The organism is Marinobacter gelidimuriae (assembly GCF_000372805.1).
Taxonomy (GTDB): Bacteria; Pseudomonadota; Gammaproteobacteria; order Pseudomonadales; family Oleiphilaceae; genus Marinobacter; species Marinobacter gelidimuriae.
Genome location: NZ_KB889840.1, coordinates 63,615 through 76,931, shown reverse-complemented (window position 1 = coordinate 76,931; position 13,317 = coordinate 63,615). Strand labels below are relative to the sequence as shown.

15 protein-coding genes are annotated in these 13,317 nt (G+C 55.6%); 2 read left to right on the top strand and 13 right to left on the bottom strand.

What is annotated here, in order from left to right; translation table 11 throughout:
• Positions 1-68: 68 nt before the first annotated feature.
• Complete coding sequence (locus tag A3OI_RS22545) at positions 69-224, top strand: hypothetical protein (protein ID WP_018402888.1); 156 nt, start codon at positions 69-71, stop codon at positions 222-224.
• Between the two features lie 67 nt (positions 225-291).
• Here the strand turns inward: A3OI_RS22545 and A3OI_RS0103130 are convergent, their stop codons facing one another.
• From A3OI_RS0103130 to aroQ, 11 genes are all read right to left on the bottom strand, one after another.
• Positions 292-1,878: a cation:proton antiporter family protein gene (locus tag A3OI_RS0103130; protein WP_018402887.1), complete on the bottom strand. Its 1,587-nt coding sequence runs from the start codon at positions 1,876-1,878 to the stop codon at positions 292-294.
• A gap of 101 nt (positions 1,879-1,979) precedes the next feature.
• Complete coding sequence (locus A3OI_RS0103125; RefSeq protein WP_018402886.1) at positions 1,980-2,927, bottom strand: alpha/beta fold hydrolase; 948 nt, start codon at positions 2,925-2,927, stop codon at positions 1,980-1,982.
• A gap of 103 nt (positions 2,928-3,030) precedes the next feature.
• Positions 3,031-4,317, bottom strand: coding sequence for a phosphoribosylamine--glycine ligase (gene purD / locus A3OI_RS0103120; RefSeq protein WP_026223967.1), 1,287 nt, complete (start codon positions 4,315-4,317; stop codon positions 3,031-3,033).
• A 21-nt stretch (positions 4,318-4,338) separates the two neighbouring features.
• Positions 4,339-5,919 carry a bifunctional phosphoribosylaminoimidazolecarboxamide formyltransferase/IMP cyclohydrolase gene (gene purH, locus A3OI_RS0103115; RefSeq protein WP_018402884.1) on the bottom strand — a complete coding sequence of 527 codons (1,581 nt, stop codon included), beginning with the start codon at positions 5,917-5,919 and terminating at the stop codon, positions 4,339-4,341.
• Positions 5,920-5,950: 31 nt separating this feature from the next.
• The gene (fis, locus tag A3OI_RS0103110; protein ID WP_018402883.1) at positions 5,951-6,268 is read right to left on the bottom strand and encodes a DNA-binding transcriptional regulator Fis; all 318 of its coding nucleotides are present in this window, start codon (positions 6,266-6,268) and stop codon (positions 5,951-5,953) included.
• Positions 6,265-7,263: a tRNA dihydrouridine synthase DusB gene (dusB, locus tag A3OI_RS0103105; RefSeq protein WP_018402882.1), complete on the bottom strand. Its 999-nt coding sequence runs from the start codon at positions 7,261-7,263 to the stop codon at positions 6,265-6,267. The genes fis and dusB overlap by 4 nt, the downstream gene beginning before the upstream one ends.
• Positions 7,264-7,486: 223 nt before the next feature.
• Positions 7,487-8,563, bottom strand: coding sequence for a DUF3426 domain-containing protein (locus A3OI_RS0103095; RefSeq protein WP_018402880.1), 1,077 nt, complete (start codon positions 8,561-8,563; stop codon positions 7,487-7,489).
• Between the two features lie 65 nt (positions 8,564-8,628).
• Positions 8,629-9,522 carry a 50S ribosomal protein L11 methyltransferase gene (gene prmA / locus A3OI_RS0103090; protein ID WP_018402879.1) on the bottom strand — a complete coding sequence of 298 codons (894 nt, stop codon included), beginning with the start codon at positions 9,520-9,522 and terminating at the stop codon, positions 8,629-8,631.
• Positions 9,523-9,550: 28 nt separating this feature from the next.
• On the bottom strand, positions 9,551-10,897 hold the full coding sequence (accC, locus tag A3OI_RS0103085; protein ID WP_018402878.1) for an acetyl-CoA carboxylase biotin carboxylase subunit: 1,347 nt from the start codon (positions 10,895-10,897) through the stop codon (positions 9,551-9,553).
• Between the two features lie 18 nt (positions 10,898-10,915).
• Entirely contained in the window at positions 10,916-11,380 is a 465-nt protein-coding gene (gene accB / locus A3OI_RS0103080; RefSeq protein ID WP_026223966.1) for an acetyl-CoA carboxylase biotin carboxyl carrier protein, read from the bottom strand.
• Positions 11,381-11,396: 16 nt separating this feature from the next.
• Entirely contained in the window at positions 11,397-11,834 is a 438-nt protein-coding gene (gene aroQ / locus A3OI_RS0103075; RefSeq protein WP_018402876.1) for a type II 3-dehydroquinate dehydratase, read from the bottom strand.
• Between the two features lie 479 nt (positions 11,835-12,313).
• Here aroQ and A3OI_RS0103065 point away from each other — a divergent pair, with 479 nt between their 5' ends.
• Positions 12,314-12,523, top strand: coding sequence for a TM2 domain-containing protein (locus A3OI_RS0103065; protein ID WP_018402874.1), 210 nt, complete (start codon positions 12,314-12,316; stop codon positions 12,521-12,523).
• Positions 12,524-12,799: 276 nt separating this feature from the next.
• Here A3OI_RS0103065 and rpmG read toward each other — a convergent pair whose 3' ends face one another.
• Together rpmG and rpmB are read right to left on the bottom strand one after the other, a co-directional pair.
• Positions 12,800-12,955, bottom strand: coding sequence for a 50S ribosomal protein L33 (gene rpmG, locus A3OI_RS0103060; protein ID WP_007348364.1), 156 nt, complete (start codon positions 12,953-12,955; stop codon positions 12,800-12,802).
• 11 nt (positions 12,956-12,966) lie between these two features.
• Positions 12,967-13,203, bottom strand: coding sequence for a 50S ribosomal protein L28 (gene rpmB, locus A3OI_RS0103055; protein ID WP_007348365.1), 237 nt, complete (start codon positions 13,201-13,203; stop codon positions 12,967-12,969).
• Positions 13,204-13,317 lie beyond the last annotated feature (114 nt).

The window sequence follows — 13,317 nt, the reverse complement described above, 5'->3', positions numbered from 1 at the left end:
TGCCAGACGTGTGCTCGTTCGGTTGGGGTCATGCTGATTCCTCATGGAATGGGTGAGGAAGTCAGTGTGTGCAATCGGCGAGCCGAAATGTAGGTGCTGATTTATTGGCGCTTACGGTGATTTCGCCAGGTTCAACCTTACTTGGACTGTCTGCTAACCGTTTGGGTTTGCGCGAACGCTATTTGCTGAACGTGGTGCCGATGATCATGTTGGTGTGGGCGTGATTGCTTTTATCAGGCTACAGTAGAGCTTAGATGGGCCGCCAGGGTCAGCTCCACACTCGTCGCTGGCTTATCTGCGGCCTAACGGTTTCAGAGCAACATCTGGCTCCGAGGCTTCCCGCTCCATGATGTGGCTTGCCAGGGCTACGCCGGTTTCGCTCATGGTCAGGTAAGCGTCGTTGGCGCCGGCTTCACGTATTTGGTGAGCTTCGTCCTGGAACATGGTGTGGGCCACAATGTAGCCGGTGAAACCCATGCGCCGCAGCATGCGGGCGGCAATCAGTTTGCCTTCAATGTCGGCCATGGCGAGGATCACTGAATGCACCTGGGGCATATGCAGATTGCTCCAGAAGGTGGTGTCTTCGGCATCGGCAAACACCACATTGCGTCCCGCCACGCCGTGCTGGGTAATTTTGTTGGGGTCAGAATCCAGCCCGACCAGGGTCGGTTCGGTTTCGATCAGCCAGTCGTAAGCGGCGGTACCGGTACGCCCCATACCCATGATGAGAACCCTGGCGTCAGACAGCGCCAGGGGCTGTTCGTCGGGGTGATGTTTATTGGTTTCGTAGCATTCCAGGCGGCTGGCAAAGCGCTCGTAAAGGCTGTGAGCGATGCGATTCAGGGGCGCTGAAATTACAAACGACAGCGCCACGCTGATGGCCAACGGCACCATCCACTGGGGCAAGGCAATGCTGGCTACAATCAGGCCGAATTCGCTGTAGTTGGTCAGCGCCAGCGACGTCAGAAAACTACTGCGCGCGCGCAGGCGGAACAGAATCATCAGGAAGAAAAACAGAAGTCCTTTCAACGGCAGAATCAGGCTGGCAGCCAGTGCAAACATCAGTGAATGGGTGTCTGGCAGCCCGCCAATGCCGATCTGCAGGAAAAACCCCACCAGGAATATTTCTTTCACACTCCACAGAGATTTGGCCAACTCCTGACTGCGTGGGTGATTGGCCAGTACCGCACCAAACAGCAAAGCGCCAAGCTCGGAGCTCAAGCCCACGGCTTCAAAGCCCAAGCCGCCCAATACCAGCGCCAAAAGCATGCCCAACAGCACCAGTAGTTCATCGTGGCCGCTGGCATCCAACAGGCGGAACAGAAATGGCCGCAATAGCGGCAGGCCGAACACAATCAAGGCCCATTCCGACGGCGTTTTACCCGCAGCCAGGCTCATCACGACCAGTGCGATCAGGTCTTGCATCACCAGAATACCGATGGCGACGCGGCCATGGAATGCGCGCAACTCGCGCTTACTTTCCAGCACTTTAGCGGCCAGAATAGTGGATGAAAACGACAGCGCCACCGCCAGCATGAAGGCCACGTACCAGGTAATATCCAGAAACAGATACAGCCCGGGAGTGAACACAAAGCAGGTTATGCCAAAGTGCAGCAGGCTACCGCCAATAACCTCGGGGCTGATGATGGTCTTGAATTTCAGCTTCAAGCCCACCGTAAACAGCATCAGCAACACGCCCAGGTGGGCAATGTGGCCTAATACTTCGGTGGGTTCGGCAGAGATATTGGAACCCGGGAACGCCGTTAGCGCGCTGAGTGTGAAACCGGCCGCCAGATAACCCACCAGGGGTGGCAAATGAACCACCTTGACCAGCAGGCCAAGACCAAACGCAAAGGATATCCAGATAGCTTCAGGCATGAGAAGTTCTTTCAGGGAAAACGGATGATAGTCAGCGTAAGGCTACCTTGTTTTTTCCGGTCGTTGAAGCCGATAACAACAGAGCCTTGCGCCGGTTTGCATTACTCGGCTTTTAAAGCATGGGATTCGGCAAACTCCAGGAACAGACGGGCCGACTCTTCCGGTGCCTCAATCATGGGCACGTGACCAATTCCGTCTAATATCTTTAGTTGCGCGCCGGGAATGGTATCCACAAAAACGTCGCCGTTACGGTAGTCAATCACACGGTCTTCCTTGCCCCAGACGATCAGTACCGGGTCTTCGATGCGAGCAATGACAGTGCGGAAATCCGGTTCGAGGTCGGCGTCCCGGATGGCGGCAAAGATCACTTCATTGATCGTCTGATTAGCAAGAACCTGTTCTTCCATAACCCCAAGAACGGGCCAGGGAATAAACAGCTTTTTCTCAAGAGCGAAATCCATCAGACGCTCGAAATCGCCGGGTTTTGAGGGGATAAGCGGATTGTCACCCGCGGCGACTAAATCAAACAGTTCGCTCTCGTACTCAAGAATACCAGCCGGGTCGAAGAGTACGGCGGTTTTGATCTGTTCGGGGTAAGTGGCGGCATACAGAGCCGTAATGGCGCCGCCCATGGAGTTGCCCATCATGTGCATCTCGGCAATGTCCAGAGCCTGAAGAATACGGGCAAGGTGAGCCACTTGCTGTTCCAGCCGATAACCGAGATCCAGCGGCTTGCTGCTTTCGCCGTGGCCCGGAAGGTCTATGGCATAAACGTTGAATTTATCTGTGAGCTCCCGGGCCATGCGGGTCCAGTTATCTTTGTTGGCACCAAAACCATGAACCATCACGATGGTATCGCCGCTGTTCATTTCTGCGTTTCGCAGGTACGCAATGTCCAGTTCGCCCAAGGTGATGCTGGCAGCCTCAAGTCCGGCGGTGGAACGCTCGAAGTCGATAGCCTTTTGGTATATGTCATGGCGGGAGCATGCGCTTAAAAGCACAATGGATAAGAGCAAGAAAAAGACGGTACAGGGTGACTTTTGCAGCATTTGAGCAGTTCCAGGCTGTTTGTGTGATGGGGCAGGCACGTGAGTTTACATTACCCCATAAAAAAGCCCGGTCAACGGCCGGGCTTTTGCTCAGGATGTCGTATTACGCCTGCTCGCGGGCTATGGCCCGATACGCGATGTCTTTGCGATAAAACGCACCGTTCCAGCTTATCTTTCTGGCAAGTTTGTAAGCCCGTTGTTGGGCTTCGGTCACGGTATTGCCCAGTGCGGTTGCGCAGAGCACCCGGCCACCGCTGGTGACCACCTGGTTGCCATCCAGTTTTGTGCCGGCGTGGAAAACTTTTTCGCCCTCGGTTTCGGTTTCCGACAGGCCAGAGATGGCATCGCCTTTGCTGTAGCTGCCGGGATAACCACCTGCCGCCAGAACAATACCCACGGCGGCCCGGGGGTCCCAATCGGAGCTGCACTGGTCCAGTTTTCCGTCAATCGCGGCCTGGCACAAAGCCACCAGGTCAGACTGCATGCGCAGCATGATGGGCTGGGTTTCCGGATCGCCAAAGCGGCAGTTGAATTCGATCACCCTGGGAGCACCAACAGAATCGATCATCAGGCCGGCGTAGAGAAAACCTTTGTAGGGGTGACCTTCAGCTTTCATACCGCGCACGGTCGGGTAGATGACTTCGTCCATGATGCGCTGGTGCACTTCGGGTGTGACCACCGGAGCCGGTGAATAAGCACCCATGCCACCGGTGTTGGGGCCGGTGTCGCCATCGCCCACGCGCTTGTGGTCTTGCGAGGTAGCCATGGCCAGCACGTTGTCGCCGTCGACCATGACGATGAAGCTGGCTTCTTCGCCGTCCAGAAATTCTTCAACAACCACCCGGCTGCCGGCGTCGCCAAACGCGTTGCCCGCCAGCATATCGCGGATGGCGTCTTCCGCTTCGGCCAGGGTCATGGCCACAATCACGCCTTTACCCGCAGCCAGGCCGTCAGCTTTAACCACAATAGGCGCGCCTTGCTGGCGCACGTAGGCCAATGCTTCATCAACGTCGGTAAAGTTGCCGTAGGAACCCGTGGGGATTTTATGACGCGCCAGAAAGTCTTTGGTAAAGGCTTTTGAGCCTTCTAGCTGCGCGGCGCCGGCGCTGGGGCCAAACACTCTCAGGCCACGCTCTTCAAACAGATCCACAACACCGGCAACCAGCGGTGCCTCGGGCCCAACGATGGTCAGGCCGACGTTGTTGCTGGCGGCAAAATCAGCCAAACTTTTCAAATCCATCACATCGATGGCGACGTTTTCCACACCGGCTTCGGTGGCGGTGCCGGCGTTACCGGGCGCTACGAAAACGGTGTCGGCCAGTTCCGACTGCGCGGCTTTCCACGCCAGGGCGTGTTCGCGCCCGCCATTACCAATAATCAGAATATTCATCATCGATTTTGTCCCTACGGGTTAATGGCGGAAATGGCGCATGCCAGTGAACACCATAGCAATGCCGTGCTCGTTGGCGGCGTCGATCACTTCCTGATCACGCATGGAACCACCGGGTTGGATCACCGCGGTAATACCGGCGGCGGCGGCGGCATCAATACCGTCGCGGAACGGGAAGAAGGCGTCAGACGACATGACCGAGCCTTTTACTTCCAGGCCTTCATCGGCGGCTTTGATGCCGGCAATTCTGGCGCTGTACACGCGGCTCATCTGGCCTGCGCCCACGCCGATGGTGCGGCCCGCTCTAGCGTACACAATGGCGTTGGATTTGACGTACTTGGCCACTTCCCAGGCAAACAGTAAATCGTTCAGCTCTTCTTCGCTGGGCTGGCGTTGGGTGACCACTTTCACATCACTCATGGCAACCATGCCCAGGTCACGTTCTTGCACCAGTAAGCCACCGGTCACGCGTTTGTAATCCAATGCCGGGGCGCGCTCACCGTCAAATTCGCCGCAGGCCAGCAAACGCACGTTTTTCTTGGCGGCTATCAGTTCTACTGCTTCGGCGCTGATACTGGGAGCGATGATCACTTCCACAAACTGGCGATCAATAATGGCTTTGGCGGTCGCTGCGTCCAGCTCGCGGTTGAAGGCGATGATGCCGCCAAACGCCGAGGTTGGGTCCGTTGCATAGGCCAGTTCGTAAGCTTGCAGAATGTCGGCACCAATGGCTACACCACAGGGATTGGCGTGCTTGACGATCACGCAGGCCGGGTCGGCGAAGGGTTTTACACACTCAAGCGCGGCGTCGGTGTCGGCCACGTTGTTGTACGACAGCGCTTTACCCTGAAACTGGGTAGCGGTCGCCACGCAGGCTTCTTTCGGGTTGCGCTCGGCGTAGAACGCGGCGCGCTGGTGCGGGTTTTCGCCATAGCGCATGTCCTGCACTTTCACAAACTGGGCGTTGAAGGTGCGCGGGAAATCCGGGTTGTCGTTATCTGCGGTGCGCCCGCCCAGATAGTTGGCAATAGCGCCGTCGTAGCTGGCGGTGTGTTCAAAGGCTTTTACGGCCAGGTCAAAACGCGTAGCAAAGGTCAGTTCGCCATCGTTACTTTCCAGTTCTTTCAATACCCGGCTGTAATCGCGGGTATTCACTACAATGGCCACATCGTTGTGGTTCTTGGCCGCGGCCCGCACCATGGTGGGGCCGCCAATGTCGATGTTTTCAATGGCGGTCGCCAAGTCGCAATCCGGATTGGCGATGGTGTCTTCAAACGGATAGAGATTCACCACCACCATGTCGATGGGGTTTATGCCGTGTTCGGCCATGACGGCGTCGTCGGTGCCACGGCGGCCCAAAACGCCACCGTGAATTTTCGGGTGCAGGGTTTTTACCCGGCCATCCATTATCTCCGGAAAACCGGTGTAGTCAGACACTTCGGTGACTGCTACGTTGTTTTCCTGAAGCAGACGGAAGGTGCCGCCGGTGGACAGCAACTCTATGCCGCGCTCGCTGAGCGCGCGACCAAATTCAACAATGCCGGTTTTGTCACTGACACTGATCAGCGCGCGACGAACGGGAGTATTTGCCTGATTTGCCATGGGTCACTTTCTTCCGGATCGGATGTCGGGTTTAAAGCAGATCGTATTGCTTGAGCTTCTTGCGCAGGGTGCCGCGGTTCAGCCCCAGCATGGTGGATGCTTTGGTCTGGTTGTTGCGGGTGTACTTCATCACCTGTTCCAGTAACGGAGCTTCTACTTCTGATAGCACCAATTGATAAACCTCGGTTACCGGAGCGCCATCAAGCTGGGTGAAGTAGTTGGTCAGTGCAATTTCTACGCTGTCACGCAGGGTGACTGAGTTACCGCTGGTGCCAACCGTTTGCAGTTGGTGAATGTCATCATTGGCGGATGCGTTCAGGGTGTCGTTTGCCAAAGTTTCAGCGTTCATGCTGCGAATACCTCTTCATTTCGTAAGCTTGCGAAATACTGTTGAATGCTGTCGTGCTGCTCCAACGCGTTGTCTATGGCGTTGAAGCTTTGCCGGAAGCGTTTGTCTTGGTCGTGGCTTTGCAAATACCAGCCCACATGTTTGCGGGCAATGCGCACACCCATGGTTTCTCCATAAAAATCGTGCAGTGCCAGCAGGTGCTCGCTCAGTATCGTTTCCACTTCATCCAGTGGTGGCGGCTTCATGTGTTCGCCTGTTTCCAGAAAATGCAGGATTTCCCGAAAAATCCAGGGCTGGCCCTGAGCCGCACGGCCAATCAGCAGGCCATCGGCTCCGGTGTATTGAAGCACGTCGCGCGCTTTTTCCGGGCTGGTGATGTCGCCGTTGGCGAATACCGGAATGCCAACGTCGGACTTCACCCGGGCAATGGTGTCGTACTCGGCATTGCCCGTGTATTTGTCGGTGCGGGTGCGGCCATGAATGGCCAGCGCCTGAATACCGACTTCTTCCGCCATGCGCGCAATAATCGGCGCGTTGCGGTGATCTTCATCCCAACCGGTGCGCATTTTCAGGGTCACCGGTATGTCTACGGCGGCTACCACCGCCTTCAGAATCTGCAGCACCAGAGCTTTGTCTTTCATCAGTGCAGAGCCGGCCGCTTTATTACAGACTTTTTTGGCCGGGCAACCCATATTGATGTCGATGATCTGGGCGCCAGACGCAGCGTTCATGCGAGCCGCCTGCGCCAGCATCTCCGGATCTCCGCCGGCAATCTGCACCGAGCGGGGTTCAGGCTCACCTTGATGATTCAGGCGGCTGCGAGATTTCCGGGTGTGCCACATTTTGCTATCAGCAATCACCATTTCCGAAACGGCCAGCCCTGCGCCCATACGCCGACACAGCAGCCGAAAAGGCCGGTCTGTTACACCGGCCATGGGCGCAACAACCAGCGGATTGGGCAAGGTATACGGCCCGATTTTTGCCGTTGGCAGCATGATCTGAATCCGTGTTACGGACGTTGACGCAAGGCCTGAATATCGGTGAATTGTTCAATAATTGAACGGCCGAATTCCGGAGGGCGCTAATGATACCGCTGGTGCGGCCGCGATTGAAGAGGCAATGCCGTGGAAAATTGATTATTTTTCGTGCTTTTTGGTTGACTTTCGTGCGCTTGGCAAAAGCTTGTAAGTTGAGTTCGGCCAGCGGGCTCGCGCTGGCTTACTCGGCCTGTGAGCGGAAGTTGATGTTGTAGCTGACAGCCGTTTGTCCCGGGTCCTGGATAGCGATGGCGATGCGTATTGGCGTCTGCGGCGGCATTTCCCGCAACTGTGCGCCCTGGTCCGCCAGGTAATCTACAGGGCTGAATACACGCTGTGTAACCTCTTGCCCGTTCAAGTCTGCGAAGGTGAGAACAATGGCCGGAAACGGCTGTGCGAAGGCGGCACGGTTGATAATAACCGCGTCTACCACCAGTTCGCTGCGGTTGGCAGGGTTGGTTTTTACCACCAGTTTGCGGCTGTCTATGGCGCTCATGTCTATTAGCGGTGGCAGCGTGCAACCGGCGAGTTCGCAGCCTTTCTCGTAAAAAGGGCGCAGCTGGGGAATTTTGGAAAATTTGTCAAATTGAACCCAGACCAGCTGTGAGACGATCACCCCGAGAGTGGCCAGAACAATCAGTGACCAGGCCAACGCCCGGATTTTTCCGCTGTGATTGCGCTGAACCGGAATGGGTTCCTGGCGAAGATTGCTGTAAAGCGTGTGCTGCGGTCGGGCGCCGCTCTCGGCGTAAATCTGATGCTCGGACGGCAACGGCCAGCTGTCGCTGGGTTGCGCCAGGCCTTGCGTTTCAAAATTTTGAGCTTCAGCAGGGGGTTCATTCTTGGGTGGCGCTGCTTCGGTGGGAGGGGCTGCCTTACCGGGTGGGGCTGAGCGCCTTGGGCTGTCGTGACGGCTGGCTTCATCCAGAATGGCGTGGGCCCAGCTTTCATCCGAATCCGGGTTTATATCGCTGCTGCTGTCGCTGAGCTCGTCTTCGGCAAACGTCATGTCGGCTTTAATGTAAGCGCCGTGGGCTGCATCTTCTTCCGGATTGTCCGCAAACACCAAGTCGTTGTCCGGATCCGGGGGCGTTGTAACGACAGGTTTTGGTTCTTGCATGCGATTTTCAAAAGCATTAAAAATCTGCATGCAGCTGCCGCAGCGCACTCGCCCCTTGGCAACCTCCAGTTGTTCCCCGGTTACCCGGAAACGCGTCTGGCAATGGGGGCACTGAGTTTGAAGGTTGCTGGAAGCCATTCTAAATCCCTGAATACAAAGAAACTGAATGCACGGTCGTCTAGATCTTTGGCCTTACCGCTTGATCAATCGTGGCGTCGCCCTGTGAGCCGTATCCATTCACCCTGCTGTTCTGGTTCATCCATAATAAACCAGGGTTCGTAAGCCGCCATCACATCGCGGGCCTGATGATTGAGGATGCCAGACAGCACAATGTCGCCGCCTGGACGGGTTTTCGCTGCCAGGTGCGGCGCCAGTCCGATCAGTGGCTGAGCCAGAATATTGGCGAGCGTAATGTCGGCCAAGGCGTCGGGCTCGTCTTTCGGCAGATACAAAGACAGCATGCTTTCGTCTACGTCGTTGCGGCGGGCGTTTTCACGGCTGGCTTCCAACGCCTGTGGGTCGGTGTCGACTCCCATCACATGGTCAGCGCCCAGCAACAGTGCGGCCAGGCCTAAAATGCCGGAGCCACAGCCATAATCGATCACCTGTTTGCCCTTTACATCAGCGCCGTCTAGCCACTGCAGGCACAGAGCCGTCGTGTCGTGGGTGCCGGTACCAAACGCCAGACCTGGGTCCAGCAGCAAATTGGCTGCGTCTGGGTCAGGCGCGTCGTGCCAGCTGGGTACTATCCACAAACGTTCGCCAAAGCGCAGCGGGTGGAAGTCGTCCATCCAGGCCCGCGCCCAGTCTTTATCTTCAACCAGCGTTACGTCTATGTCCGCCAGGCTCTGCTGGGTTTGCTGGTGCCAGGCGTCGCGGATGTTGGAACACAACTCGGTAATATCGTAAGTAGACTGAAACAGCCCGGTTACGGTGGTTTGGCTCCACAAAGGTGTGGTGCCATGGTCCGGCTCGTACAGAGGCTGGTCAGCGGCGTCTTCCATCGACACCGCATCGGCACCCATTTCCATCAACACATCTTCGAGTTGATCGGCGCTGTCCGGGTCGGCCGGAATCTTTAATTGTATCCAGGGCATGGTGCTTCCCGCATTGTCGACGCAGGACTCAGTCCCGAATCAGTTTTTCAAGGTAATGAATGGTGAAGTCTACCTGTTTAAAGCCGCCATCGCGCACCAATCTGCGGTGCAGCGGCTGATTGGTTTTAATGCCTTCAACCACCATCTCGTCGAGGGCGTTTTTCATGCGCCGGCGCGCTATTTCGCGGTCGTCACCCCAGGTGATCAGTTTGGCGATCAGCGAATCGTAGTAGGGCGGTACGGTGTAACCACTGTAAAGGTGCGAATCTACCCGCACACCGTTACCGCCGGGAGCGTGAAAGTGCTTCACTTTACCGGGGCTGGGCACAAAAGTTTGGGGGTCTTCTGCGTTGATCCGGCACTCGATGGCGTGCCCGGTAATCTTGATGTCGTCCTGCGTGAACTGCAACGGCAGGCCGCTGGCGATACGCAGTTGTTCGCGCACGATATCCACGCCCGTCACCATTTCCGATACCGGGTGCTCAACCTGCACGCGGGTGTTCATTTCGATGAAATAGAAACCGCCGTCCTGATACAGAAATTCGAAGGTGCCGGCACCTACATAGCCAATTTCCTTACAGGCATCAACACAGGCTTTCAGGGTTTTTTCCCGAGCTTCGGGGTTAATACCCGGCGCCGGCGCTTCTTCCAGCACTTTCTGGTGACGGCGCTGGAACGAGCAGTCGCGGTCGCCCAGGTGGATGCAGTTGCCGTGCATGTCGGCCAGTACCTGAACTTCCACATGACGCGGGCGCTCAAGGAATTTTTCAAGATACACGGTGGGGTCGCCAAACGCGCTGCGAGCTTCGGTCTGGGTAATTTGTACGGCCTTGAGCAATGCCGCTTCTGAGTGCACCACCTGCATACCGCGACCGCCGCCGCCCGATGCGGCTTTGATAATCACCGGGTAGCCAATTTTTTTAGCGACTTTGAGAGTCAGGTCGTCGTCTTCGGTCAGCGGGCCGTTAGAGCCCGGAACGGTGGGTACACCGGCACTGATCATGGCGTTGATGGCAGACACTTTGTTGCCCATCAGCCGGATAGTCTCGGCTCTGGGGCCGATAAAGCGGAACCCGCTTTTTTCGACCTGCTCGGCAAAGTCAGCGTTTTCCGCTAGAAAGCCGTAACCGGGGTGGATGCCCACCGAGTCGGTTACTTCCGCCGCGCTGATAATGGCAGGGATATTCAGGTAGCTGTCGGTCGGGCTGTTGGGGCCGATACAGACGGTTTCATCGGCTAAACGCACGTGCATCAGGTCGCGGTCGATCTGAGAGTGCACGGCGACGGTTTTGATACCTAATTCTTTACAGGCGCGCAAAATTCGCAGGGCGATTTCACCGCGGTTTGCGATCAATACTTTTTCTAACATGGCCATGGCTCACATTCACCGGGTTCAGGAAATGACGACCAGAGGCTGGTCAAACTCGACCGGCTGGCCGTTTTCGACCAGCACTTCGACGACGGTGCCACTCTTGTCAGCTTCAATCTGGTTCATCATCTTCATCGCTTCCACGATACAGATAACATCACCGGCTTTGATTGACTGGCCTACGGCGATGAACTCCGGCGCGGTAGGCGATGGCGCACTGTAGTAGGTGCCCACCATGGGTGATTTAACGGTGTGGCCCTTGGGCGCTGCAGGCTTTTCTTCATGGCTAACCGGGCCCGGGGTTTCCGGTGCTTGCGCGTACATAGGCGCTGCATGCTGCGGTGCCATGTGGCTGACGTAATGCGTGCCGGCTGGCTGCTCACGGCGGCGCGAGATACGCACGGAATCATCGCCCTCGTGAATTTCCAGTTCTTCGACGTCGGACTCGTCAAGCAGTTCTATCAGTTTCTTGATTTTGCGAATATCCATGATTTCTTCAGCCTCGTTAATGCGTTTGTTTGAGTGCAGCCTGAAGCGCCAGATCATAGCCCTGGCTGCCGAGGCCGCAGATAACGCCTTTGGCGATATCCGAGAAATAGGAGTGGTGCCGAAATGCTTCCCGCTGATGCACATTGGACAGGTGCACCTCAATAAACGGTATGGCAACCGCCAACAGCGCGTCACGCAAGGCGACGCTGGTGTGGGTAAAAGCCGCCGGATTAAGCAGAATATAGTCCACACCTTCCGTTTTGGCGGCGTGAATGCGTTCAATCAATTCGTATTCGGCGTTTGATTGCAGGTGAAGCAGATGATGGCCCGCGGCTGCAGCGCTGTTCTGCAGGCGCTGATTAATGTCTGCGAGGGTTTCGTAGCCATATACCTCAGGTTCGCGGGTGCCCAGCATGTTCAGATTTGGCCCGTGAAGCACGAGAATACTTGCCATAAAAACCAATACCTTTGTTTTACAGAATTGCCAAATTTAGCGACACAATATGCCCATGGTGCGCACTTATGCTGCTCATATCAATACTTTTTGATTAATTTGGATGGTGATCAGGAGTCTTCATGTGACCTAACGCAGGCCCAGCTGTTCTGATACCTCTATTTATTGTCAGATAGCTCTGCAATAGCGTCCATAAGACGTTGGTTCCATATAGAGCAACCCATTGGCGGATTTGGCGTACGCTTACTACAATAATCGGCGTTATAGCGACTATGATAAGGTAGGTTCGCCATTTGTTAGCGCCGCACGCAACGCCAAACTCCCGGAGCAGTTCATTTATGACCAAGGCACAAACCCGGATGAGTCGGCAGTCAGCCAGCCTGAATCATCAGCGAGATAGTTTTTCGCTGCGCGCTCGGCTGTTGCTTATGGGTAAAGGGCAGAGCTAGAGCGCTGTCTAAAGCACTATCGAGAACACTATGCAAAGACCGGATACACACAGTAAGTTTTTTGGCTATCTGCTCTGGATTTTTGGCTTTCTGGGCGCGCACCGTTTTTATTACGGCAAGCCGATTACCGGCACCATCTGGTTCTTTACATTTGGTCTATTTCTGGTGGGTGTTCTGTACGATTTTTGGACACTGAACACTCAGATTTCAGAGCGCAATCGCGGCAGCCTGCTTCACTGATTGCCGCGCTTTAATGGGCTTTCAGCATAGCCTTGGGTACCCGGTAGAGCAGCCCGCGCTCGCCCGCCTGCTTCTGTAAAAATGCCCGGGTACCCTGGGCTGCTCCGCTGCTATGCAGCTGGTCTTCAAGCAAAGTAGTTGAGTTTTTAGGGGCAATAAAAAAGCCAGCGATTCAATCGCTGGCTTTTTACTAGCACCACTTGGCGCAAACCCTCAGCCACCCATAAGGCGAGTGGCTTGACTCGCCGGTCGGGTTTTTTATGGTTGCCGGATCAATTACTTGATCTTGGCTTCCTTGTAGGTCACGTGCTTACGTACAACCGGGTCGAACTTGCTCAGCTGGATTTTCTCCGGCGTGTTGCGTTTGTTCTTCATGGTGGTGTAAAAGTGACCCGTGCCTGCTGATGAAACCAGCTTGATTTTTTCGCGCATAATATGGCTCCTTAAAATTTCTCGCCACGGGCACGAAGATCGGCCAGTACGATGTCAATACCTTTTTTGTCGATGATGCGCATACCCTTGGTGGATACGCGCAGCTTCACGAAGCGCTTCTCGGTTTCAACCCAAAAGCGATGGCTCTGCAGATTCGGCAGAAAACGACGACGAGTGTGATTCATCGCGTGGGATACGTTGTTACCAGCAACCGGACGCTTACCGGTAACTTGACAAACTCTGGACATACTTGCCTCCGACCTTGAACTATGGTCTTAATAATCGAATTCGTTGATTGCGTCTCTGGTTGCCTAGGGGGCAATTAGAGCTCCCTGTTCGCGTCTAAAAACCGAACGTAGCTC

Coding starts and splice junctions, on each gene's coding strand:
- A3OI_RS0103130 (WP_018402887.1), bottom strand. CDS start 1,878: ATGCCTGAAGCTATCTGGATATCCTTTGCGTTTGGTCTTGGCCTGCTG.
- A3OI_RS0103125 (WP_018402886.1), bottom strand. CDS start 2,927: ATGCTGCAAAAGTCACCCTGTACCGTCTTTTTCTTGCTCTTATCCATT.
- purD (WP_026223967.1), bottom strand. CDS start 4,317: ATGAATATTCTGATTATTGGTAATGGCGGGCGCGAACACGCCCTGGCG.
- purH (WP_018402884.1), bottom strand. CDS start 5,919: ATGGCAAATCAGGCAAATACTCCCGTTCGTCGCGCGCTGATCAGTGTC.
- fis (WP_018402883.1), bottom strand. CDS start 6,268: ATGAACGCTGAAACTTTGGCAAACGACACCCTGAACGCATCCGCCAAT.
- dusB (WP_018402882.1), bottom strand. CDS start 7,263: ATGCTGCCAACGGCAAAAATCGGGCCGTATACCTTGCCCAATCCGCTG.
- A3OI_RS0103095 (WP_018402880.1), bottom strand. CDS start 8,563: ATGGCTTCCAGCAACCTTCAAACTCAGTGCCCCCATTGCCAGACGCGT.
- prmA (WP_018402879.1), bottom strand. CDS start 9,522: ATGCCCTGGATACAATTAAAGATTCCGGCCGACCCGGACAGCGCCGAT.
- accC (WP_018402878.1), bottom strand. CDS start 10,897: ATGGCCATGTTAGAAAAAGTATTGATCGCAAACCGCGGTGAAATCGCC.
- accB (WP_026223966.1), bottom strand. CDS start 11,380: ATGGATATTCGCAAAATCAAGAAACTGATAGAACTGCTTGACGAGTCC.
- aroQ (WP_018402876.1), bottom strand. CDS start 11,834: ATGGCAAGTATTCTCGTGCTTCACGGGCCAAATCTGAACATGCTGGGC.
- A3OI_RS0103065 (WP_018402874.1), top strand. CDS start 12,314: ATGCAAAGACCGGATACACACAGTAAGTTTTTTGGCTATCTGCTCTGG.
- rpmG (WP_007348364.1), bottom strand. CDS start 12,955: ATGCGCGAAAAAATCAAGCTGGTTTCATCAGCAGGCACGGGTCACTTT.
- rpmB (WP_007348365.1), bottom strand. CDS start 13,203: ATGTCCAGAGTTTGTCAAGTTACCGGTAAGCGTCCGGTTGCTGGTAAC.